This window comes from Vibrio sp. R15-SG3-ISO1B (assembly GCF_059833835.1).
Genome location: NZ_JCBDGG010000041.1, coordinates 51965 through 74134, shown reverse-complemented (window position 1 = coordinate 74134; position 22170 = coordinate 51965). Strand labels below are relative to the sequence as shown.

Genomic DNA, 22170 nt, shown 5'->3' with positions numbered 1-22170 from the left:
CGCAGCGCGAAGCCATCGTGCTGGCGTTTGCTGAAAAAGTGAAAGAGAGCAGCGAGCAGATAGCCGAAGTGATTGCTAAAGAGACCGGCAAGCCGTTGTGGGAAACGCGCACAGAAGCCGCGGCCATGGCGGGCAAGATTGCCATCTCTATTCGCGCTTATCATGATCGCACAGGCGAAAGTACCCGTGAAGCGGCGGGTAACCAAATTGTACTGCGCCATCGCCCGTTGGGTGTGATGGCGGTGTTTGGCCCGTATAACTTCCCGTGTCATTTGCCCAATGGTCACATTGTCCCAGCGCTGCTGGCGGGCAACACCGTGGTGTTCAAGCCGTCAGAGCAAACGCCGCTGACCGGTGAGCTAGCGATGAAGCTGTGGCAACAAGCCGGATTGCCTGCGGGCGTGATCAACTTAGTCCAAGGGGGCAAAGAGACGGGCATTGCGCTAGCAGAGTCGAAAGGCATTGATGGCCTGCTGTTTACTGGTAGCGCCAATACAGGTCACCTGCTGCATCGCCAATTTGCCGGTCAGCCAGACAAGATGCTGGCACTGGAGATGGGCGGCAACAACCCTATGGTCATCAGTGAGCACTATGGTGAGCTGGGCGCGACGGTCTACACCATTTTGCAATCGGCCTTTATCAGTGCCGGGCAGCGTTGTACCTGCGCACGTCGTCTCTATGTGCCTGTGGGCGACAAAGGCGATGCCTTGGTCAATCGCTTGGTTGAGGCCACACGCAAGCTGCGCGTCGATCAGCCGTTTGCAGAGCCAGCGCCTTTTATGGGCCCACAAATTTCGAAAGCTGCGGCACACTTTATCCTCAACGCACAGGCGAACTTGCAGAGCCTTGGTGGTGTGAGCTTGGTGGAAGCGAAAGCGGGCGAGGCGGCGTTTGTCACTCCGGGGATTATTGATGTCACGGCCATCGAAGCGCTGCCAGATGAAGAGTATTTTGGCCCGCTGCTGCAAGTGGTGCGTTATCAAGGTCTTGAGCGCGCCGTTGAGCTGGCCAATGACACCCGCTTTGGTCTCTCTGCTGGGCTGGTGTCCACCGATGATGATGAGTGGGCCTACTTTGTTGACCACATTCGTGCAGGGATCGTCAATCGCAACCGCCAATTAACTGGGGCAAGTGGCGATGCGCCGTTTGGCGGACCGGGCGCCTCGGGCAACCTTCGCCCAAGTGCTTACTACGCTGCGGATTATTGCGCTTACCCTATGGCGTCGATGGAAGGCGAGCACACCTTGCTGCCTGAGACGTTAAGCCCGGGTGTAGAACTGTAAGACGCACCTTGGGCTCGCTTGGAGCCCAAGGTGTTCGATTCATTGCTAGGTTTGTGATTAAGCCATTCTTTTAAAGAACCAGCTTTACGATTCAGCTTCACGATTAACATGGAGACGTTATGACGCCTGCTCAACTGTTCGATTTACTGTGGCAAGACTATATTTCCCGTCTATGTCCTCAAGCGGCCAAGGTTCATCAGCTTTTAGAAGAAGATGAGCCGCTGATCAATGACCATATTGCGCTGCGCACCTTTAACATTGCGCCGCTCGGTATCGAGACATTGGCTGCGCCATTTATTGCGCTAGGTTACCAAGCGTGCGGTGACTACCTGTTTGAGAGCAAACACTTGGTCGCCAAGCACTACGAGCACGCCGATCCGACGTTGCCAAAAGTGTTCATCAGTGAGCTGAAAGTCGAAGAGTGCTCAGCGCCGCTGCAACGCATTGTCAGCAAGCTGGTGGCACAAGTGGAGGCATACGCACTGCAAAGCCATGAGTTTTTGTATGCGGGCCGTTTGTGGGATCTCAGCTATGAAGATTTTCAAACCCTCGCCCAAGAGAGTGAGTACGCAGCATGGCTTGCGGCGCACGGCTATGGGGCCAACCATTTCACCGTAAGCGTTAATCAGCTCAAGGCATTTGACGAGGTCGCGGCGGTGAATGAGCACCTGCGCCAAGCGGGCTTTGTCATCAATGAGTCGGGTGGCGAAGTGAAAGGCTCACCAGAGGTACTGCTTGAGCAATCGTCCACCATGGCAGACAAAGTCGAGGTGAGCTTTAGTGACGGTACGCAAGTGATCCCAGGCGGCTTCTACGAATTCGCCAAACGCTATCCGATGAGTAATGGTGAGCTCTACCCAGGGTTTGTCGCGGCGTCAGCGGATAAGATATTTGAGAGTACGGATGGGGGAAGTTCCTAGTGCCTAGTTGCTAGTTCCTAGAGGGGGGCTGGTTAAATGGGTGATGGGTAATAGGTAGTGGGTGATGGGGCTAGGTCCTGGTAAATAAAAAGCCACCGCTGGTAAAACAGGGTGGCTTTCTTAATCTTTAAAGGTTTTCTCTAGGAACTCGTCACTAGGAACTCGCCTCTAATAATCACCTATCTCGTGCCGTAGACGACGATGGTTTTACCGTGGGCGGAGATCAGGTTTTGCTCTTCAAGCATCTTCAAGATACGGCCAACGGTCTCACGTGAACAGCCGACAATCTGACCGATCTCTTGACGCGTGATCTTGATTTGCATGCCGTCTGGGTGCGTCATGGCATCTGGCTGTTTCGCTAGGTTAAGTAGCGTCTGCGCGATGCGGCCTGTCACGTCTAGGAAGGCGAGGTCACCGACTTTTTGGCTCGTCACTTGTAGGCGGCTTGCCATTTGCGCAGATAGACGCATCAGGATGTCAGGGTTGACTTGGATAAGCTGACGGAATTTCTTGAATGAGATCTCTGCAACTTCACAAGGTGATTTAGCGCGAACCCAAGCGGTACGCTCTTGATCTTCTTCAAATAGACCAAGTTCACCGATAAAGTCACCTTGGTTTAGGTAAGAAAGGATCATTTCCTTACCTTCTTCGTCTTTAATCAGTACCGCCACAGAGCCTTTGACGATGTAGTAAAGCGTCTCTGCTTTCTCACCGGCGTGGATCAATGTGCTTTTTGATGGGTACTTATGAATATGACAATGTGACAGGAACCACTCTAATGTTGGATCGGTTTGAGGTTTACCTAGAACCATAATATCTCACTTCCTCTGCAGGGTACGCTTGCCGCTTTCCATTTTTGTCGCGCCAGTAAAAGGCGCGAAGCCTTGAACAAGGCTTTTTAGGATAAGAGCACTTATTCAATGCTGCAAGCCATCTTTGTTTCGGTTACAAATAGTAGCCTTTTTCAAAAGGGATTTCTTGATTTTAATCGTGTCAAGTTGGTGATTGTTTACGCAAAAATGTGCACATGATCACGGTATGACAAGTAAACGGGTCTTAGGACTGATCTCTAGCCAATTTTACCCGTCTCGATAAGCTGCTGTAGGATAGGTCTGACGATGAGCTCCATCGCAAAACTCATCTTACCCCCCGGCACGACAATAGTGTTGTGGCGCGACATGAAAGAGCCATCAATCATAGCGAGCAGGTATGGGAAGTCGACCTGTTTGATGCCGCGCAAGCGGATCACTACAAAGCTTTCATCCAAACTTGGGATGCCTTTAGCGTTAAGTGGGTTGGACGTATCGACGGTCGGCACGCGTTGGAAGTTGATGTGGGTGCGCGAAAATTGCGGGGTAATGTAGTTGAGGTAGTCATCCATCGAGCGGACAATCGAGTCCATTACCGCTTCGCGTGAGTGACCGCGATCGCGCGTGTCACGGACGAATTTTTGAATCCACTCCAAGTTCACAATCGGTACCATGCCAATCAAAAAGTCGACGTGTTGGGCGACGTTGACCTCACCATCCACCACGCCGCCATGCAGTCCTTCGTAGAACAGCACGTCAGAATTTTCCGGCAAATCTTGCCACGGCGTGAAGGTACCCGGCATTTGATTGTAGGGCACGGCTTCATCGAAGGTGTGCAAGTAGCGACGAATTTGCCCTGTGCCTTCATTGCCATACTGCTTAAAAAACTCAGACAGCGCAGGGAAGTCGTTCGCCTGCGGACCAAAGTAGCTGATGTGGCGTCCTTGCTCGCGCGCTTTGCGGATCTCGACATCCATTTCTGGGCGCGTAAAGCGGTGGAAACTGTCCCCTTCCACCCAAGCCGGTTTCACGCGCATCATGTTAAACATTTTGCGAAACGCTTCAGAGGTCGTGGTTGTGCCCGCACCGGAAGAGCCCGTTACGGCAATAATGGGGTGTTTTGCTGACATGACAAACCTTGTCTTATTCCTTGTCAAATGATGACCAATATAGCATGTTCTATTGATTGATCACGGTATGGCGTTTTTTAACGCACTGGAAATATTAAAACTTTGATTTGAGTTGAATATCCACGCTCTCATGCAGCTCTGAATAGACCACCACCGCGTCACCACTCACCAAGCTCTGACGGATCTGGGCGATTTTCTCGTCAAGAGAGATTTCCTGCTCGCCATAGTCCGTCCCTTCACGCAGTACAAATTCACGGATCAGGTTGTCTAGGGTGTCAGGGGCGATCTGTTGCCAAGGGATGATCATAAATACCTCATTCATTTATGATGAAAGTTGAAGGCGGCTATTATGCCGAAAGGGCTAACGATTCGAAACGCTTAGGGATTCATAGTACGCCGGCAACGCCTCTTCCAACCAAAAGCGCGGTTTGATGGCGCTGCCAGTGAGGAACCCGACGTGGCCGCCTTGATCGAACAGGCGGTAGTCGATGTTGTCTGGCAGGACAAATTTCGGGATGACGTCGGGCGTCATAAACGGATCGTCTTTGGCGTGGATGATTTGTGTCGGCAGACGGATCTCTTTCAGGCGACGGATCCCAGAGCAGCGCTGGTAGTAGTCTTGCGCGTCTTTAAAACCGTGGAGGGGAGCTGTGATGAGGTCATCAAACTCCATCAGTTTAGTGACCCGTTTGATGCTTTGATAAGAGAGATCGAGCTCGCCTTTTAACAGATGATGTTTACGCAGCGCGTTTTTCTTAAGTGAGGAGAGCAGGTAGGTTTTGTAGACCTTGGAGAAACCTTGCTCGATCCGCTCGGCGCAGGCCGACAAATCCAAAGGCGCGGAGACGATGGTTGCCGCGTCAAGCAGTGGCTCATCGCGGTAGTCGGCTAAGTAGTTCGCCAACATGTTTCCGCCTAGAGAGATGCCGACCGCGACTTTGGTTTGATCGGGAAACAGGTGGTTGAGGTGGCGTAAAAAGTGGCGAGCATCCTCGGTTTCGCCTGAGTGATAGGCGCGCGCGGTGTGGTTAGGTTTACCGCTGCAACCGCGAAAATGCATCATCACGGCGAGCCAGCCCTGGGAAGAAAACGCGTGCATCAATCCGTTGGCGTAGGGGCTGTAAAAACAACCTTCTAAGCCATGAAACAGCACGAAAATGGGTTTGCGCGCGGCGCTCTCTTGTTGCCAATCTTCGCTCCAAGCGAGATCGAGAAAGTCGCCATCGGGCGTATCAAGTGTTTGCCAGATAGGCTCAAACAAGGCTTTTTTGCGAATCAGGCGCGGAGCCAAGGTTTGCAGGTGCGGATTGGTGAGTCCTTTCGCGGCGGTAAAATGTGTCATAAGCCTATCCCTTGCTCGCTTCTGTATTTGGCGGGTTGCCGACAGTCGGATACCAATCGGTATGCAGCGCGGCGTAGAGGGGCTCAGCATCCTGCTGCCGGCAATAGTGCAAGGTGAGTGGTTCGCCTTGATTCTCTTGCAGTGTGAGCGTGTTGACGCCAGTGAGCAAATCGACCTGCTGCTGTTTTTCTAGCTCTAGCTCGAATTGCAGTGCCTCGCGGTAGAGCGTATCGGGCGCGCCAAGTTTTAACTTGCGGCGCAGCTCTCGATAGCTGTGCAGCAGAGGTTCACATCGCGCCAGGCTAGCGTGCAGCGTTGCCCAGCCCTGCTCGTCAAAGGTGAGCCTCTGCTCATCTAACCAGCGTACCAGCAGCAGTAAATTGACATTGCCACCATAGCGGTTTTGCATACTAAGACAGGCGTCTTTCACTTCACGCACGCTGTAGTATTGCAAGCAGAATGCCCACAGCTCGTCGTGTGACAGCCGCGCGGCTTGCGCGCTGTCTTGCGATGCTTGTGCTTCGGTGGTCTCTACTGGCTCGCGTCCGTGAACGCTGCTTCCATCTGTTCGAGTTGTTCTTGCCCTGCCATCCATTCCATTTCTACCTCCTCAAGCTCAGCTTTGCAGCTTGCTTGAGTCGCCAATACTTGATTAAGTTTAGCCTTATTTTCTGCTTCATACAGGCTGTTGTCAGACAGCTGTACTTCAGCGTCATTGAGCGCTTTACCCAACTTATCCATTTTTTCTTCGAGTTTTGTCAGAGTTTTGCGAAGAGGGGCGGTCTGCTTACGAAATTCTGCTTCACGACGCTTTTGCTCCTTCTTGGCGGCTGCGCTGTTGGTGGTGCTTTTTTCAGGTTGAGCGTCTTGCGCGTCACGCCTCTCTTGTTTTTGCTGTTCCGTCAGCCATTTATAGTAGTCATTGAGATCGCCATCAAAGGGCGCGACTTGTCGGTCGTGCACCAAATAGAGGTCGTCGGTGGTGGCGCGCAACAAGTAACGGTCGTGCGAGACGATGACCATCGCACCCTCGAAGGTTTGCAACGCGAGGGTCAGCGCTTCACGCATATCGAGGTCTAGGTGGTTGGTCGGTTCGTCGAGCAGCAGCAAGTTCGGTTTTTGCCACACAATCAGCGCCAGCACCAAGCGCGCTTTTTCGCCGCCGGAGAAGGGCGCGACTTTTTCTAGTGCCTTATCGCCTTGAAAGCCAAAGCTGCCAAGGTAGTTACGCAGCTCTAGCTCGTTTTTATCCGGGGCGATTTGCATCATGTGCTGCAATGGCGTCTCTTCGGGATGCAAGGTTTCGAGCTGATGCTGGGCAAAGTAGCCAATTTTGACCCCTTGTGAGTAGGTCAAATCGCCACCTTGAGGCTTGAGCTCGCGTGAGAGCAGTTTGATCAGCGTTGATTTACCGGCGCCGTTGCGCCCAAGCAGACCAATTCGGCTGCCAGGAACCAGGTTGAGACGAATTTTGTCGAGGATTAAGGCATCGCCGTAACCAGCACTGACCTCATCCATCATAATGATCGGGTTAGGCAACGCCAACGGCTCACGGAACTCAAAGCTAAACGGGTTATCAAATTGTGCCGGCAGGACTTTTTCCATTCGCTCCAACGCCTTAATGCGGCTTTGCGCTTGGCGCGCTTTAGAGGCTTTGTAACGGAAGCGGTCGATGTAGCTTTGCATGTGCGCCATCTGTTTCTGCTGCTTTTGAAATTGCGCTTGTTGCAGGATCAGTTTTTGCGCGCGCTGCTCTTCAAATGACGAGTAGTTGCCGGTGTATTCATTCATCGTCTGGTTTTCGATATGAATGATGCGACCAACAATCGGATCGAGAAAGTCTCGGTCGTGAGAAATCAAGATTAAAGTACCCGGGTAATTTTGCAGCCAGCGCTCAAGCCACATCACGGCATCCAGATCCAAGTGGTTGGTCGGTTCGTCGAGCAGCAGCAAGTCAGAGCGACACAGCAGCGCCTGCGCTAAGTTAAGGCGCATCCGCCAACCACCGGAAAACTGAGTTAAATTCCAGCTCATCTGCGTTTGGCTAAAGCCTAAGCCATCGAGCAGCTCCGCGGCGCGCGCTTTAATGCTGTAGCCGCCAATGGTTTCGATTTTGCCGTGGATCTCAGCGACGAGCGTGCCGTTGTCTTTCTGTTCCGCTTCGGCCAATTGCGCTTCCAGTGCACGATACTCGCGGTCACCATCAATCACATACTCAAGGGCGCAGCGCTCTAGGGCGGGCGTTTCCTGAGCCACCCAAGAGAGTTCCCAGTGAGCGGGTTTAGTGAAGTTTCCGCCATCGATAGAGAGTTCGTCTTTGATCAGCGCAAACAGTGTGGATTTACCACAACCGTTTTTGCCGACTAGGCCGACTTTGTCCCCCGGATGAATCGTCGCCGTAGCGTGTTCAAGCAGGGGTTTGCCGCCGCGCAGCAATTCGATGTCAGAAAAGGTGATCATAATGTTACCCGTTGGGTTCTCGCGATGTGGACTGGTCTTGCGTCGCATAGTAGGGGGATTGGCGTAAAAAGTCGATCATTGCGTCGGTGTTGCTGGCGTATGTGTTGTTTCGGGTTGCGCTTTTCTTGGGCCTATTGGTGGTGTGAATTGATTGATTAGCATTGAGAATTAGCAGCGAACCACGTATTGTCAAAGGCAACAGAGAAGAATGGATGGTGATTCACGGATGGAACTGTCATCGACCCCCACGTCTAAGCAGACACTTAAGCATAAACCTAAAGTGCTGGTACTGTACGCGCACCCAGAGTCGCAAGGTTCAGTGGCCAATACGATCATGCTTAAGAAAATAGCCTCACTTGAGCACGTTACTGTGCGCGATTTGTACGCGCACTATCCTGAATTCTTTATTGATGTCGCTGCTGAGCACCAACTACTGCTCGAGCACGATGTAATTGTCTTTCATCACCCTCTTTATATGTACTCTTGTCCGGCGCTGCTTAAAGAGTGGATCGATCGTGTGTTAAGCAAAGGATTTGCCTTTGGTAAAGGCGAAGCGCTCAAGGGCAAAGTGTGGCGCAGCGTGATCACCACCGGTGGTCATTTTGATGCGTACGCCAAATCGGGCTACAACCGCTATCCACTGTCGGAGATTTTGCAGCCTTTTGAGTTGACCGCCGCCTTGTGTCAAATGGAGTGGATTGAACCGCTGGTGCTTTACTGGGCGCGCAATGTGACTGACTTGGAGCGTTATCAACATGCCGAAGAGTACCGTCAATGGCTCAACGATCCGCTTGCGCCGATGACTACGGGGGCCGAGCTGAGCGAGGCGAAAGCGCGCGCACAAGGGGGGCAAGATGGCTCTGGAAAGTGATTTTCTGCAAAGCAGCGTGATTTTCCTGACCGCTGCGGTGGTGGCGGTGCCACTGGCTCAGCGTTTAGGCCTGGGCTCTGTGCTCGGTTATCTGTTGGCGGGCGTGGCGATTGGTCCTTGGGGACTGGGGCTGATTAGTGATGTGGAAGCGATTCTCCATTTTGCCGAATTTGGTGTGGTGCTGCTGCTGTTTTTGATTGGCCTTGAGCTCAATCCCAAAAAACTGCTGAAAATGAAAGGGCCGATTTTAGGCTTGGGCGGCGCTCAAGTGGTGTTGACTACGCTCGTATTGGCGAGTATTGCCAATCTCTTTGGCGTGAGTTGGCAAACCAGCGTGGTGATCGGTATGGGGTTGGCACTTTCGTCTACCGCCATCGCGTTGAAAGTGATTGAAGAGCAAGGGCTAGGCGGCAGTGAGGCCGGGCAATCAGGGTTTGCGGTGTTGCTGTTTCAAGATATAGCGGTGATCCCTATGCTGGCGGTGTTGCCGCTTCTGGCTGGGCACACCAGTGGTGATTGGCTCAGCGCCGTGTGGATGGTCGGCGGCGTGATAGGTTTGCTGGTCGGTGGTCACTATTTATTGCGCCCTTTGTTTCGCTACATCGTATTAAGTGGTGTGCGAGAGTTGTTTACCGCGTGTGCCTTGCTGCTGGTGATCGGCATCGCTTTGTTGATGCAGTCTTTGGGGCTATCAATGGCGCTCGGGACCTTTCTTGCGGGCGTGCTGCTGGCAGAAAGTGAATACCGACATGAGCTCGAGATAGCGATTGAGCCGTTTAAAGGCTTGTTGCTTGGGCTGTTTTTTATTGCCGTAGGCATGGCGGTCAACCTTGGTCTGTTGGCGCTAGAGCCGTTGGCGGTGCTGATATCGGTGATTGGCCTGGTATCGATCAAAGGGCTGATTTTGTACTTGCTGGCTAAGGCGTCGGGCAGCCGACCCAAAGCGCGCAGTAAAATGGCGGCCATTTTGAGTCAAGGTGGTGAGTTTGCGTTTGTGATTTTTACCGCTGCGAGCAGTCAAGGGTTGTTGAGTAAAGATCAAACCGCGTTTTTATTGGTGGTGGTCAGCCTCTCTATGGTCACCACGCCTTTGCTGTTGATGGCGCAGAACAAGTGGTATGCACGCGGGCTCAATACCTCAGGTCAGTCGGCGCAAAGCGACATCATCAACAAACGTCCGCGGGTGATCATTGCCGGTTTTGGGCGCTTCGGGCAGATTGTGGGCCGACTGATGTACGCCAACAAAATCAAAGTGACCGTGTTGGAAAGTGATGCCAGCCAAATTAAGCTCCTGCGTAAATATGGCTACAAGGTATTTTATGGTGACGCGACGCAACTGGATTTACTGCGTGCCGCCGGCGCCGACAAGGCGGAAGCGATGATCATCTGTACCGACTCACCGGATGAAATCATGAAGATCGTTGAGCTTTGTCAGCACTATTTTCCGCACCTAAAGCTGCTTGCTCGTGCGCGCAGCCGAGTGGAGGCGTATCAGCTTCTCAGTCACGGTGTAGACAACTATTCGCGCGAAACCTTTTTGGGCGCGTTAGACTTAGGGCGTCAAGCCTTGGTTGAGATGGGCATGCACCCCTATCAGGCCAAACGTGCTGAGGCGCACTTTAGAAAGTTAGACAATGCGATGCTCAAAGAGCTTCTGCCACAGCACAACGAAGATAAGCAGTTGGCGCTGAGAGCCAAAGAGGCGCGTAAAGAGCTGGAAGAGATTTTTGGTCGTGAGATGGAAAGCGACCAGCAATCGAAAAACTACTGGGATTGAGCCCATCAAGCTCTAAACTTCCCATAACCCATAACCCATAACCCTACAAACCCAATAACAAGAGCACCATGAAAAAACGATTTATAGCTGGGGCGAGTTGCCCACATTGCCAAGCTCAAGATACCCTGCGCTGGTGGATAGAGAACAATATTGAGTGGGTCGAGTGCGTGGAATGCCAGCATACCGATCAACGAAAACCGCAAGAGGTGGAGAAAACGCCCCATGCTGGTCAAGATATGATCGGTATTTTTAAGCCAGATTGATTGAGTTTATAAAAATCATCCCCATAATGTCCGCTTAGACGACACTATTTTACGGAGCGTTTGTGTTGCTCCGTTATTCACTCTCCTTGGAGTCATTATGAAAATCGAAAAGAACGTAGTTGTAAGCCTTGCTTACCAAGTGAAAATGGAAGACGGCGTTGTCGTTGACCAATCAACTGCCGATGCGCCGCTAGATTACCTACACGGTAACAACAACCTGATCACGGGTTTGGAAACGGCGCTTGAAGGCAAAGAAGCAGGTGCGAAGTTCTCTGTGACGGTTTCACCAGAAGAGGCGTACGGCGAGCATAATGACGCATTGGTTCAGCGCGTTCCTGCTGACGTGTTCCAAGGTGTGGATCAAATTGAAGTGGGCATGCGCTTTCTAGCAGACACTGACCAAGGCCCTATCCCTGTCGAAGTGACGGAAGTAGATGGTGATGAAGTAGTGGTGGATGGTAACCATATGCTTGCAGGTCAAACGCTGACGTTTGATGTGGAAGTGGTTGCGCTACGTGAAGCGACAGCGGAAGAGATCGAGCACGGTCACGTACATCAAGCGGGTGGTCACGACCACGAGCACGAAGGCGGCTGTTGTGGCGGTGAAGGCCATGACCATAGCGAGAAAAAAGACGGCTGCTGCGGTGGCGGTGGTTGCGGCTCGCATTAATAGTGAGTGCCTAGTTTCTAGTGCCTAGTTCCTAGAGGTAGGCAGAGAGACTAAAGAAGCTACCAGGAGCGTGAGTTGAGTGATCGACTTGCGCTTTTTTGTTGTTTGGGGATAGGGTGACTGAGCAACATCAAGGAGAAAAGAGTGAATTCACCAATTTCAATCGCCATACATGGCGGGGCTGGGACCATACTGCGAGAGCAAATGAGCGACTCACTAAAAGCGGCCATATTGTCTGATTTGGAGAGCGCGGTGCGCGCTGGGCACTGCTTGTTAGCGGCCGGTGGCGACGCGCTCGATGCGGCGGTCGCGGCGGTGAAAGTGCTGGAAGACTCGCCGCACTTCAATGCAGGGAAAGGCTCGGTGCTGACCCACAAAGAGTTTGTCGAGATGGATGCCTCAGTGATGCATGGCGCCCAGTGTGATGCTGGCGCGGTGGCGGGGGTGCGCCATATTAAAAATCCGGTAGAAGTTGCCCGCTCAGTGATGCAGCAGAGCGACCATGTGCTCTTGATCGGAGAGGGCGCGGAAGCGTTCGCCTTTGAGCACGGCTATACCTATACCGAGCAAGATTACTTTTTTACCGAGCGCCGCTATGAGCAGCTTCAGTCGATGAAAGAGAAAGGGATGTTTGCCCTGTCGGAGTCGCGCTATCCGGATGACAACAAGTACGGCACGGTCGGAGCGGTGGCGCTCGATGCCAACGGGAATTTGGCAGCGGCAACCAGCACCGGCGGTATCACCAACAAGAAGTATGGCCGAGTCGGTGACTCTGCGTTGATTGGCGCGGGCACGTACGCAGAAAATGGCGTTGTGGCGGTCTCCACCACGGGAATGGGTGAGTACTTCATTCGCAAAACCGTGGCCGTTGATGTTGCGGCGCGCATGCGCTATCTCAAGGAGAGCGTCCAGCAAGCCAGCGACAGCATCATTCAAGGGGAGCTCAAATCGTTAGGTGGAGAAGGTGGCCTGATTGCTCTCGATGCGCACGGGCAAGTGCACTTTGCCATGAACAGCTCAGGCATGTATCGCGCTAGTATTGATGCCGCGGGTAATTTATGTGTGAAAATTTACGCCGATGAATGAAAGCCGCCACTGACTGTGAGTCAAAATGGATAATAGGATCTGAAAATCTCGTTGCGTACCAGAGCACTAGCGGGGTTTCCTTTGGGATGATTAAAAAATGACTGCACGAAGTGTGATTCGGTGCTAGAATCCTTTTTTAACTAGCAATCAGACTTGGAAAGATGGGAAATAACGTAGTCGTTCTGGGCACCCAATGGGGTGACGAAGGTAAAGGTAAAATCGTAGACCTTTTAACTGAAGATGCAAAATATGTGGTTCGCTACCAAGGCGGTCACAACGCAGGTCACACTCTAGTCATTGACGGTGAAAAAACCGTTCTCCACTTAATTCCATCAGGTATTCTTCGCGATAACGTTAAATGTGTTATCGGTAATGGCGTTGTTCTTTCGCCAGAAGCGTTACTGAAAGAAATGAAACCTCTTGAAGAGCGCGGCATTCCAGTGCGCGAGCGTCTTTTCATTTCTGAAGCCTGTCCTCTTATTCTTCCATACCACATCGCTATGGACCAAGCGCGTGAAGTTGCGCGTGGTAAAAAAGCGATCGGTACAACAGGCCGTGGTATCGGTCCTGCGTATGAAGATAAAGTGGCGCGCCGTGGTCTTCGTGTTGGCGATCTGTTCGACATGGACGCGTTTGCTGAGAAACTGAAAGAAGTGATGGAATACCACAACTTCCAGCTTGTGAATTTCTACAAAGCGGAAGCGGTGAGCTATGACGAAGTGCTTGAGCAAGCCAAAGGCTACGCAGACCTTCTCACTTCTATGGTGATTGATGTCACTGACGAACTGGATGCGGCTCGTAAGCGCGGCGACAAGATCATGTTCGAAGGTGCACAAGGCACACTGCTTGATATCGACCACGGTACTTACCCATACGTGACCTCATCGAACACTACAGCAGGTGGTGTTGCGGCAGGCTCTGGCTTTGGTCCTCGTCACATTGGTTACATTCTTGGTATCGCGAAAGCGTACTGCACACGTGTTGGTGCAGGCCCATTCCCGACGGAACTGTACGATGGTCAAGACAAGCAAGATCCTATCGGTAAACACCTAGGCACGGTTGGCCACGAGTTTGGTGCAACGACAGGTCGTCTACGTCGTACCGGTTGGTTTGACGCTGTGGCAATGCGCCGCGCGATCCAAATCAACTCAGTGTCCGGTTTCTGTTTGACGAAATTGGACGTACTGGATGGCTTGAAAGAGCTGAAAATCTGTACGGGTTACAAGATGGATGATGGCGCTATCCTTGAAGTGTCACCAATGGCGGCAGAAGCGTTCGAGAAGGCAACCCCTATCTACGAAACCATGCCTGGTTGGTCTGAGAACACCTTCGGTGCCAAGTCTATCGATGATTTGCCTCAAGCTGCGCTGAACTATATCAAGCGTATTGAAGAGCTCACCGGCGTGCCTGTTGACATCATCTCAACCGGTCCTGACCGTAACGAAACCATCATCAAAGTTCACCCGTTTAACGCCTAATCTAGGCTGGCATTCCTAATAGCTAATAGCTAATAGCTGCCACAACAGTGAATAGTGAATCTGATAAACCAGCGCCCTTGCGCTGGTTTTTTTACGTCTTTACAGCTTGAATTCTCTCCCTTTCGCGGCAACAATTTGCCTTGTAGCGGCAATTTTGATTAAAGAGTTATCAATCTTGGTCGATATAAGGTTCAAGCTTGCCACCTCTTTCGCCGGTTTGTTGGCGTCGACTCCAGCAGTGGAGTCAATCGGTGGTGGTCGCTCGCAATTGAGGTGTGGTGTTGAGTCGCGCATCCCAGTTAACAATGGACAAACAATCGAAGTAAAGAGTGCAGATAATGACGCTAAAAACGTTAGCGGCTTCGATGGTATTGATGTTGGGCGCTCAAACGGTCACCGCGAATGAGCTAGCGGAGATTGGTGAACCGGTCCCGATTTATACCGAAGCTGAACTGATCAAACTGATTAACGACAACAAGCACCTTGAGCAAGTCAAGGCCGACAAATGTCAGCTGGTGGAAGACATTGTCGCGCGCGCAACGCGCATTAGCCTACCGTCTTACGAGTTTTTGTATGGTGATATGTTGGCGTGGGGTGTGTGTGTGGAGCAGGATGTGGAACTGGGTCTCTACTATATGGAGAACGCTGCCCATCAAGGTTTACCTGCCGCGCTGGAGCAGCTCGGGCGTTACTACTCTCGAGGCACCTTGGTACAAGAAGACAAAGAGCGCGCGATTCCTTATCTGCGTGAAGCCGCTGCGATGGGCAACCTGAACGCGCGTATTCATCTGGCAGAATTGCTGCTGCGTGATTATGGCAGCCCGCTCGATTATGAAGATGCCTACCGCTGGCTCTACAACTCCGTCACCGCGGATCAGCGCACCCACAAACGCATCTCTATTTTGCGTCAGGGGCTGGAGCGCCGTATGCCGCAAAACATCATCGCGCGCGCCAAAAAACGCGACACGTTCTGGTAACGCACTCGTTCTGCTAGGGGGCGGGGCTCGCGCTAGCAGTCGACGGACTTAGAATTCGAAACAGACACCACGCGGCTTATCCAACCTGCACTCTGGATTGGCCTTTGTGGCCAGTGATGGTGATACTCAGCTCGGCTGGGTATTTTGCTTTTATCTCCTCACCTTTTATCCGCTAACCCTTCTACTTGCAAACTCTGCCTAAAAAGACCACCTTTCACTTTAAAAACGCTAGCTTAGTATTAAAAGCTCACTTGAGCCGATATACTGTTATTAACTCCTCTGGAAAAAATAGGCGTGCCTATGTCTGACACAATGCCCAACGATCCGTTTGCCGATCGTGAATCTGAAAATTACGAAAACCCCATCCCAAGTCGTGAGTACATTCTTGAGTATCTCACTAACGCGGGAGTGCCCATGAACCGCAACGATCTGTTTGAGGCGCTCAAACTCGAAGGCGAAGAGCAATACGAAGGTTTGCGCCGCCGTTTGCGCGCGATGGAGCGTGACGGGCAGTTGGTGTTTACGCGCCGTCAATGTTACGCCTTGCCAGAAAAACTCGAGATGGTGAAAGGCTATGTGATTGGCCATAAAGACGGTCATGGTTGGGTCAGACCGGAAGGCAGTGTCGGCAAAGATAACGACATCGTGTTGCCGCATCATCAGATGAAAAACATCATTCATGGTGATTACGTCTTAGTGCAACCGACCGATAACTCGAAGCGCGGCCGCAAAGAAGGGCGCCTGGTGCGTGTGTTGGAAGAGCGTCAGACGCAGATCGTCGGCCGCTTTTTCATGGAGTATGGCTACTCCTATGTGGTGCCGGATGACTCTCGAATTAGCCAAGATATTTTGATTCCTAATGACCAGCGAGCAGGGGCTCGTATGGGCAACGTGGTCGTAATTGAATTGACCGACCGTGGCTCACGCTCACGTGGCATGATGGGCAAAGTGGTGGAAGTTTTGGGTGAGAATATGGCGCCAGGTATGGAGACGCAAATTGCCATTCGTACCCACCAAATTCCTCACGAATGGCCCGAAGCGGTTGAGAAGCAGATTGAAGGCCTGGGTGAAGAGGTCCCGGAAGAGGCGAAAGTCGGTCGTGTTGACTTGCGCGACTTGCCATTGGTCACCATTGATGGCGAAGACGCGCGCGATTTCGATGATGCTGTCTACTGTGAAGCGAAGAAAGGGGGCGGCTGGCGTCTCTGGGTGGCGATTGCGGATGTCAGCTATTACGTTCGTACCGATAGCGCGTTAGATAAAGAGGCCATCAACCGTGGTAACTCGGTCTACTTCCCATCACAAGTGGTGCCAATGCTGCCTGAGGTACTCTCTAACGGACTCTGTTCACTGAATCCACAGGTGGACCGCTTGTGTATGGTGTGCGAGATGACCATCTCAGAAACCGGCAAGCTGTCAGGCTACAAGCATTACGAAGCGGTGATGAATTCTCACGCGCGTCTGACCTACAGCAAAGTGCATGACATCCTCGAAGGGGATGAAGAGCTGCGTGAGCGCTACCAAGCTTTGGTGCCGCATCTTGAGCAGCTGCACGCGATGTACAAAGTGCTAAAAGAAGCGCGCGATCAGCGTGGGGCGATCGAGTTTGAAAGTGTCGAAACCAAATTTATCTTCAATGCGCAGCGTAAAATCGAAAGTATTGAGCCTGTGGTGCGTAACGATGCGCACAAGATCATTGAAGAGTGTATGATTCTGGCCAACATCGCCTCGGCTTCCTTGGTGGAAAAAGCCAAAGAGCCAGCGCTATATCGTATTCACGAAACGCCGGGCGAGGAGCGCTTAACGGGCTTTAGAGATTTCTTGGCTGAGCTTGGCTTGGATTTGAAAGGCGGTTTGGAGCCTTCTCCTACGGATTATGCGGATTTGATGAAGCATATCGGTGAGCGCCCTGATAAAGAGCTGATTCAAACCATGCTACTACGCTCGATGAAGCAAGCGGTGTACAATGCCGACAACTGTGGCCACTTTGGCTTGGCGTTGAAGCGTTACGCGCACTTTACGTCGCCGATTCGTCGTTACCCAGACTTGCTGCTTCATCGCGCGATTAAGTATTTGATTGCCAAACAAGCGGGCACTAATCACGATCGCTGGACCCCAACAGACGGCTACCACTATTCATTTGATGACATGGACTTCTACGGTGAGCAGTGTTCGATGACCGAACGCCGCGCTGATGACGCGACGCGTGAGGTGTCGGATTGGCTCAAATGTGAGTACATGCAAGATCATGTTGGTGAAGAGCTAGACGGTGTGATTGCCAACGTCACGGGCTTTGGCTTCTTTGTCCGTTTGAGTGAGTTGCACATCGATGGCTTAGTGCACATCTCTAACTTGGCGAACGACTACTATCAGTTTGATCCAATCGGCCAGCGCTTGATCGGCGAGAGCTTTGGCGCCATTTATCGTCTTGGCGATAGCGTCAAAGTGAAGGTGCTGTCGGTTAACTTGGACGACAGACAGATCGATTTTGAGTTGGTGGAAAGTAGCCGAGTGCCACGTGGTAAAGGCAAAACGTCGAAAAAACGCGCGGCAGAAGCGCAGCGTAAAGCAAAAGAGAAGAAGCGTAACGCCAGCGGAAAAGGCGAGCGCCGCGCCATCCCGGCAGTGGAGCCGACTAAGCGTCCTGACACTGAGCGCGGTAAAGCGGGCGCGAAAGGTCAGTCTCGTGGCGACGCGAGCGCTGAGGGGGCGAAAAAGCCAAAAGTCAAAAAGGCCATCAAGAAAAAGCCCGGTCGTAAGCCGAAAAAAGCCACACGATAATCTATCGAAGAGAGGGGCGCATCACGCCTCTCTCTTGAATCAAAACAGGTTAACTAATGAGTAACGAATTTATTTATGGCATCCACGCCGTCAAAGCAGTGTTGGCCAAAGAGCCTGAACGTTTTGTTGAAGCGTATGTTCTTAAAGGGCGTCAAGACGACCGCCTGCTACCTATCCTCAACGAGTTGCAAGCGGTAGGCGTTTCCATCCAGCAGATGACGCGCAAAACCCTCGACGACAAAGCGCATGGCGCCAATCACCAAGGTGTGATTGCTCGTGTTAAGCCCGCCAAGCCGCTCAACGAGCATGATTTGGATGACATTATCGCCAAGCACGACAATCCACTGCTGCTAGTACTGGATGGGGTGACCGATCCCCATAACTTAGGTGCTTGCCTACGTAACGCTGATGCGGCGGGTGTTTGCGCGGTCATCGTGCCGAAAGATAAGTCGGCGCCAATGACGGCAACGGTTAGCAAAGTGGCGTGTGGCGCAGCAGAAACCGTACCCTTAGTGCGCGTGACTAATCTGGCGCGCACGATGCGCAGCTTGCAAGAGCAGGGCATCTGGTTTGTCGGCACCGCTGGCGAGGCGACGCACGATATCTATCAAGCCAAACTGACTGGCCCACTGGCCATCGTCATGGGTGCCGAAGGAGACGGTATGCGCCGCCTAACGCGCGAGACCTGTGATGACCTAATCAAAATCCCAATGGCCGGCTCAGTCTCGAGCTTAAACGTCTCGGTTGCTTCAGGCATCTGCCTCTTCGAAGCCGTCCGTCAGAGGTTGGGGTAAGGTCCTAGTGGCGAGTGCCTAGTTCCTAGAGGGCGACTTCTAGGAACTAGGCACTTCTTTTCACTTTTTTCTTCTTCCCCTCTCACTTTCTTTAAGCACCCCTCTGGCTCTCTATACGCTCCTTCTAGGAACTAGAAACTAGGCACTTCTTTTTCTCCCCCTCTTTTTCTGCGACTATTTTTCAAACAACCCTTGCATGTGAAACTGTGATCTGTATAATCCCCCGCACTGGTTAAGCCAGTTGTGAACCAATGAGCAGCGAGGAGCTGATTTACCGCTTGGTAAATTAGGTAATGTAAACTCAGCTTATGTTCGCGGTTAATACAATTAGTTCACCTCTTGAAAACAAACAGCAATGTTTCTCTTCTCGAGAGCTAATCGAAAATTAGCTGACAATGCGTCCTAATCTTGGATGCTACGGTTTCACATAAATCAATCGTACATTCTCTCGCCTTAGCGAGTCTGAGTGGCGATATTGTTTGTGTAATAAATAACTATTGGAGCTCTGTCTCATGCAGAACCAACGTATTCGTATCCGCCTAAAAGCTTTCGATTACAAACTAATCGACGCTTCTACAGCGGAGATCGTTGAAACAGCTAAGCGCACTGGCGCACAGGTTCGTGGTCCAATCCCACTGCCAACTCGTAAAGAGCGTTTCACAGTTCTTATCTCTCCACACGTTAACAAAGATGCTCGTGATCAGTACGAAATCCGTACTCACAAACGTCTAATCGACATCGTTGAGCCAACAGACAAAACTGTTGATGCTCTGATGCGTCTAGACCTTGCAGCGGGCGTTGACGTACAAATTAGCCTAGGTTAAGGGAGATTAGAAGAATGATTGGTCTAATCGGTCGTAAAGTGGGCATGACCCGCGTATTTACTGAAGATGGCGTTTCTATCCCAGTTACTGTTGTTGAAGTTGAAGGTAACCGCGTTTCTCAAGTGAAAACTCTTGAAACAGACGGCTACGCAGCAATTCAGGTAACTGCTGGTGCTAAGAAAGCCAACCGCGTAAACAAAGCTGAAGCAGGTCACTTTGCTAAAGCTGGCGTTGAAGCTGGTCGTGGTCTTTGGGAATTCCGTTTGGAAAACGGCGAAGAGTTTGAAGTTGGCGCTGAGCTAACTGTTGAACTGTTCAACGAAACTAAGAAAGTAGACGTTACTGGTACATCGAAAGGTAAAGGCTTCCAAGGCGCTGTTAAGCGTTGGAACTTCCGTACTCAAGATATGACTCACGGTAACTCATTGTCTCACCGTGCTCCTGGTTCTATCGGTCAATGTCAGACTCCAGGTCGCGTATTTAAAGGCAAGAAAATGGCAGGTCACATGGGTGCTGAGCGTGTAACGACTCAAAACCTAGAGATCGTACGTGTTGACGCTGAGCGCAACCTGCTTCTTATTAAAGGTGCAGTCCCAGGCTCAACTGGCGGCAACGTGATCGTTAAACCAGCTGTTAAAGCATAACGTCTCAGGAGTAAGTAATGGAACTAATGGTTAAAGGTGCTGATGCACTAACTGTTTCCGAAACTACTTTCGGACGTGAGTTTAACGAAGCTCTTGTACACCAAGTAGTTGTTGCGTACGCAGCAGGTGCTCGTCAAGGTACTCGTGCTCAAAAAACACGTTCAGAAGTTTCTGGCGGTGGCGCTAAGCCATGGCGTCAAAAAGGTACTGGCCGTGCTCGTGCTGGTACAATCCGTAGCCCAATCTGGCGTACAGGTGGTGTTACTTTTGCTGCGAAACCACAAGATCACAGCCAAAAAGTAAACAAGAAAATGTACCGTGGTGCTATGAAGAGCATTCTTTCTGAGCTAGTTCGTCAAGAGCGTCTAATCGTTGTTGATAACTTCTCAGTTGAAGCGCCAAAAACTAAAGAGCTTGTAGCTAAGCTTAAAGAGCTTGAGCTAACTGACGCTCTAATCGTGACTAGCGAAGTAGATGAGAATCTATTCCTAGCGGCTCGTAACCTATACAAAGTTGACGCACGTGATGTTGCTGGTATCGACCCAGTTTCACTGATCGCGTTCGACAAAGTTGTAATGACTGCTGAAGCAGTTAAGCAAGTTGAGGAGATGCTAGCATGATCACTGAAGAGCGTATCCTAAAAGTTCTACGTGCACCGCACATCTCTGAAAAAGCAACGATGGCTGCTGAGAAAGCGAACACTATCGTTTTCAAAGTAGCAAAAGATGCGACTAAGAAAGAGATCAAAGCAGCCGTAGAAAAGCTATTTGAAGTTGAAGTTAAGTCTGTAAATACTCTTATCACTAAGGGTAAGACCAAACGTCAAGGTCTACGCCAAGGTCGCCGCAGCGACGTTAAGAAAGCGTACGTTACTTTGAAAGAAGGTCAAGATCTTGACTTCGTTGGCGGTGCGGAATAACAGGAGTAGTTAAACAATGGCTATTGTTAAATGTAAGCCGACTTCCCCTGGTCGTCGTCACGTAGTTAAAGTTGTTAACGCTGACCTTCACAAAGGTAAGCCTTACGCACCTCTTCTAGAGAAAAACTCTAAGAACGGTGGTCGTAACAACAACGGTCGTATCACAGTACGTCACATCGGCGGTGGTCACAAACACCACTACCGCGTTATCGATTTCAAACGTACTAAAGATGGCATTCCAGCGAAAGTTGAGCGTCTAGAATACGATCCAAACCGTAGCGCAAACATCGCTCTAGTTCTGTACGCAGACGGTGAGCGTCGTTACATCATTGCACCTAAAGGTGTTCAAGCTGGTGATCAGATCCAATCTGGTGTTGATGCGCCTATCAAAGCAGGTAACACCCTGCCGATGCGCAACATCCCTGTAGGTTCTACTGTTCACTGTGTTGAACTTAAGCCTGGTAAAGGTGCTCAGCTAGCTCGTTCGGCTGGTGCTTACGCTCAAATCGTTGCTCGCGACGGTGCGTACGTGACTATCCGTCTACGTTCTGGTGAGATGCGCAAAGTATTGTCTGAAGGCCGTGCAACAATCGGTGAAGTAGGCAACGCTGAGCACATGCTACGCGAACTAGGTAAAGCTGGTGCTAACCGCTGGCGCGGTGTTCGTCCAACCGTTCGCGGTGTGGTAATGAACCCAGTAGACCACCCACACGGTGGTGGTGAAGGCCGTACATCTGGTGGTCGTCACCCAGTTTCTCCTTGGGGTATGCCAACTAAAGGCTTCAAGACCCGTAAGAACAAACGCACTGACAAGTACATCGTACGTCGTCGTAACAAGTAATCTATATAAGAGGATAAGCCATGCCACGTTCTCTCAAGAAAGGTCCATTTATTGACCTACACTTGCTGAAGAAGGTAGAGAAAGCGGTGGAAAGCGGAGACAAAAAGCCTATTAAGACTTGGTCCCGTCGCTCAATGATCATTCCAACAATGATCGGTTTGACCATCGCTGTCCATAATGGTCGTCAGCACGTTCCAGTTTTCGTTACCGAAGAAATGATCGGTCACAAACTGGGCGAATTCGCACCAACACGTACTTACCGCGGTCACGCTGCGGATAAGAAAGCTAAGAAGCGTTAAGG

Annotated in this window: 23 protein-coding genes; 17 read left to right on the top strand and 6 right to left on the bottom strand. The window is 51.4% G+C overall.

The window, feature by feature from the left end; translation table 11 throughout:
* Both astD and AC6R0S_RS12280 read left to right on the top strand, forming a co-directional pair.
* Nucleotides 1-1283: succinylglutamate-semialdehyde dehydrogenase (gene astD, locus AC6R0S_RS12285; protein ID WP_500638014.1), on the top strand; the 1283-nt coding region annotated here is incomplete at its 5' end.
* Nucleotides 1284-1402: 119 nt separating this feature from the next.
* The gene (locus tag AC6R0S_RS12280) at nt 1403-2203 is read left to right on the top strand and encodes a DUF1338 domain-containing protein (protein WP_500638013.1); all 801 of its coding nucleotides are present in this window, start codon (nt 1403-1405) and stop codon (nt 2201-2203) included.
* Between the two features lie 179 nt (nt 2204-2382).
* Here AC6R0S_RS12280 and crp read toward each other — a convergent pair whose 3' ends face one another.
* The 6 genes from crp to AC6R0S_RS12250 form a co-directional block, all read right to left on the bottom strand.
* Nucleotides 2383-3015 carry a cAMP-activated global transcriptional regulator CRP gene (crp, locus tag AC6R0S_RS12275; RefSeq protein WP_004410522.1) on the bottom strand — a complete coding sequence of 211 codons (633 nt, stop codon included), beginning with the start codon at nt 3013-3015 and terminating at the stop codon, nt 2383-2385.
* A 257-nt stretch (nt 3016-3272) separates the two neighbouring features.
* The gene (locus AC6R0S_RS12270; protein WP_334554657.1) at nt 3273-4142 is read right to left on the bottom strand and encodes a phosphoribulokinase; all 870 of its coding nucleotides are present in this window, start codon (nt 4140-4142) and stop codon (nt 3273-3275) included.
* Nucleotides 4143-4236: 94 nt separating this feature from the next.
* Nucleotides 4237-4449: a YheU family protein gene (locus AC6R0S_RS12265; RefSeq protein WP_500638012.1), complete on the bottom strand. Its 213-nt coding sequence runs from the start codon at nt 4447-4449 to the stop codon at nt 4237-4239.
* Between the two features lie 54 nt (nt 4450-4503).
* On the bottom strand, nt 4504-5484 hold the full coding sequence (locus tag AC6R0S_RS12260) for a hydrolase (protein WP_500638011.1): 981 nt from the start codon (nt 5482-5484) through the stop codon (nt 4504-4506).
* Nucleotides 5485-5488: 4 nt separating this feature from the next.
* Nucleotides 5489-6079 (bottom strand): TIGR02444 family protein, encoded by a 591-nt coding sequence (locus AC6R0S_RS12255; RefSeq protein ID WP_500638010.1) that lies wholly within the window; start codon nt 6077-6079, stop codon nt 5489-5491.
* Nucleotides 6016-7944 (bottom strand): ABC transporter ATP-binding protein, encoded by a 1929-nt coding sequence (locus AC6R0S_RS12250; protein WP_500632852.1) that lies wholly within the window; start codon nt 7942-7944, stop codon nt 6016-6018. The genes AC6R0S_RS12255 and AC6R0S_RS12250 overlap by 64 nt, the downstream gene beginning before the upstream one ends.
* Nucleotides 7945-8170: 226 nt before the next feature.
* Between AC6R0S_RS12250 and kefG the strand changes: the two genes are divergently transcribed.
* The 15 genes from kefG to rpsS all read left to right on the top strand — a co-directional run bounded on the left by kefG (nt 8171) and on the right by rpsS (nt 22168).
* Nucleotides 8171-8815 carry a glutathione-regulated potassium-efflux system ancillary protein KefG gene (kefG, locus tag AC6R0S_RS12245; RefSeq protein WP_500632851.1) on the top strand — a complete coding sequence of 215 codons (645 nt, stop codon included), beginning with the start codon at nt 8171-8173 and terminating at the stop codon, nt 8813-8815.
* On the top strand, nt 8799-10592 hold the full coding sequence (gene kefB, locus AC6R0S_RS12240) for a glutathione-regulated potassium-efflux system protein KefB (protein WP_500630339.1): 1794 nt from the start codon (nt 8799-8801) through the stop codon (nt 10590-10592). The genes kefG and kefB overlap by 17 nt, the downstream gene beginning before the upstream one ends.
* A 68-nt stretch (nt 10593-10660) precedes the next feature.
* Nucleotides 10661-10855 (top strand): YheV family putative zinc ribbon protein, encoded by a 195-nt coding sequence (locus tag AC6R0S_RS12235; protein WP_334554646.1) that lies wholly within the window; start codon nt 10661-10663, stop codon nt 10853-10855.
* A 97-nt stretch (nt 10856-10952) separates the two neighbouring features.
* Nucleotides 10953-11525 (top strand): peptidylprolyl isomerase, encoded by a 573-nt coding sequence (slyD, locus tag AC6R0S_RS12230; protein WP_500638009.1) that lies wholly within the window; start codon nt 10953-10955, stop codon nt 11523-11525.
* 144 nt (nt 11526-11669) lie between these two features.
* Complete coding sequence (locus AC6R0S_RS12225) at nt 11670-12611, top strand: isoaspartyl peptidase/L-asparaginase family protein (RefSeq protein ID WP_500630338.1); 942 nt, start codon at nt 11670-11672, stop codon at nt 12609-12611.
* Nucleotides 12612-12772: 161 nt separating this feature from the next.
* Nucleotides 12773-14089, top strand: coding sequence for an adenylosuccinate synthase (locus AC6R0S_RS12220; RefSeq protein WP_334554640.1), 1317 nt, complete (start codon nt 12773-12775; stop codon nt 14087-14089).
* Between the two features lie 338 nt (nt 14090-14427).
* Nucleotides 14428-15066, top strand: a complete 639-nt coding sequence (motX, locus tag AC6R0S_RS12215; RefSeq protein ID WP_334554638.1) for a flagellar protein MotX — start codon at nt 14428-14430, stop codon at nt 15064-15066.
* 300 nt (nt 15067-15366) lie between these two features.
* On the top strand, nt 15367-17847 hold the full coding sequence (rnr, locus tag AC6R0S_RS12210) for a ribonuclease R (protein WP_500638008.1): 2481 nt from the start codon (nt 15367-15369) through the stop codon (nt 17845-17847).
* A gap of 56 nt (nt 17848-17903) precedes the next feature.
* The gene (gene rlmB / locus AC6R0S_RS12205) at nt 17904-18641 is read left to right on the top strand and encodes a 23S rRNA (guanosine(2251)-2'-O)-methyltransferase RlmB (protein ID WP_334554633.1); all 738 of its coding nucleotides are present in this window, start codon (nt 17904-17906) and stop codon (nt 18639-18641) included.
* A gap of 512 nt (nt 18642-19153) precedes the next feature.
* A complete protein-coding gene (rpsJ, locus tag AC6R0S_RS12200) occupies nt 19154-19465 on the top strand; it encodes a 30S ribosomal protein S10 (RefSeq protein ID WP_001181007.1) in 312 nt (103 codons plus the stop codon).
* A 14-nt stretch (nt 19466-19479) separates the two neighbouring features.
* A complete protein-coding gene (rplC, locus tag AC6R0S_RS12195) occupies nt 19480-20109 on the top strand; it encodes a 50S ribosomal protein L3 (protein WP_500630336.1) in 630 nt (209 codons plus the stop codon).
* 17 nt (nt 20110-20126) lie between these two features.
* The gene (gene rplD / locus AC6R0S_RS12190; protein WP_005379556.1) at nt 20127-20729 is read left to right on the top strand and encodes a 50S ribosomal protein L4; all 603 of its coding nucleotides are present in this window, start codon (nt 20127-20129) and stop codon (nt 20727-20729) included.
* A complete protein-coding gene (gene rplW, locus AC6R0S_RS12185) occupies nt 20726-21028 on the top strand; it encodes a 50S ribosomal protein L23 (RefSeq protein WP_004398471.1) in 303 nt (100 codons plus the stop codon). The genes rplD and rplW overlap by 4 nt, the downstream gene beginning before the upstream one ends.
* A gap of 16 nt (nt 21029-21044) precedes the next feature.
* Nucleotides 21045-21869 carry a 50S ribosomal protein L2 gene (gene rplB / locus AC6R0S_RS12180; protein WP_334554627.1) on the top strand — a complete coding sequence of 275 codons (825 nt, stop codon included), beginning with the start codon at nt 21045-21047 and terminating at the stop codon, nt 21867-21869.
* Nucleotides 21870-21889: 20 nt separating this feature from the next.
* A complete protein-coding gene (gene rpsS, locus AC6R0S_RS12175) occupies nt 21890-22168 on the top strand; it encodes a 30S ribosomal protein S19 (protein WP_005435078.1) in 279 nt (92 codons plus the stop codon).
* Nucleotides 22169-22170: the final 2 nt, after the last annotated feature.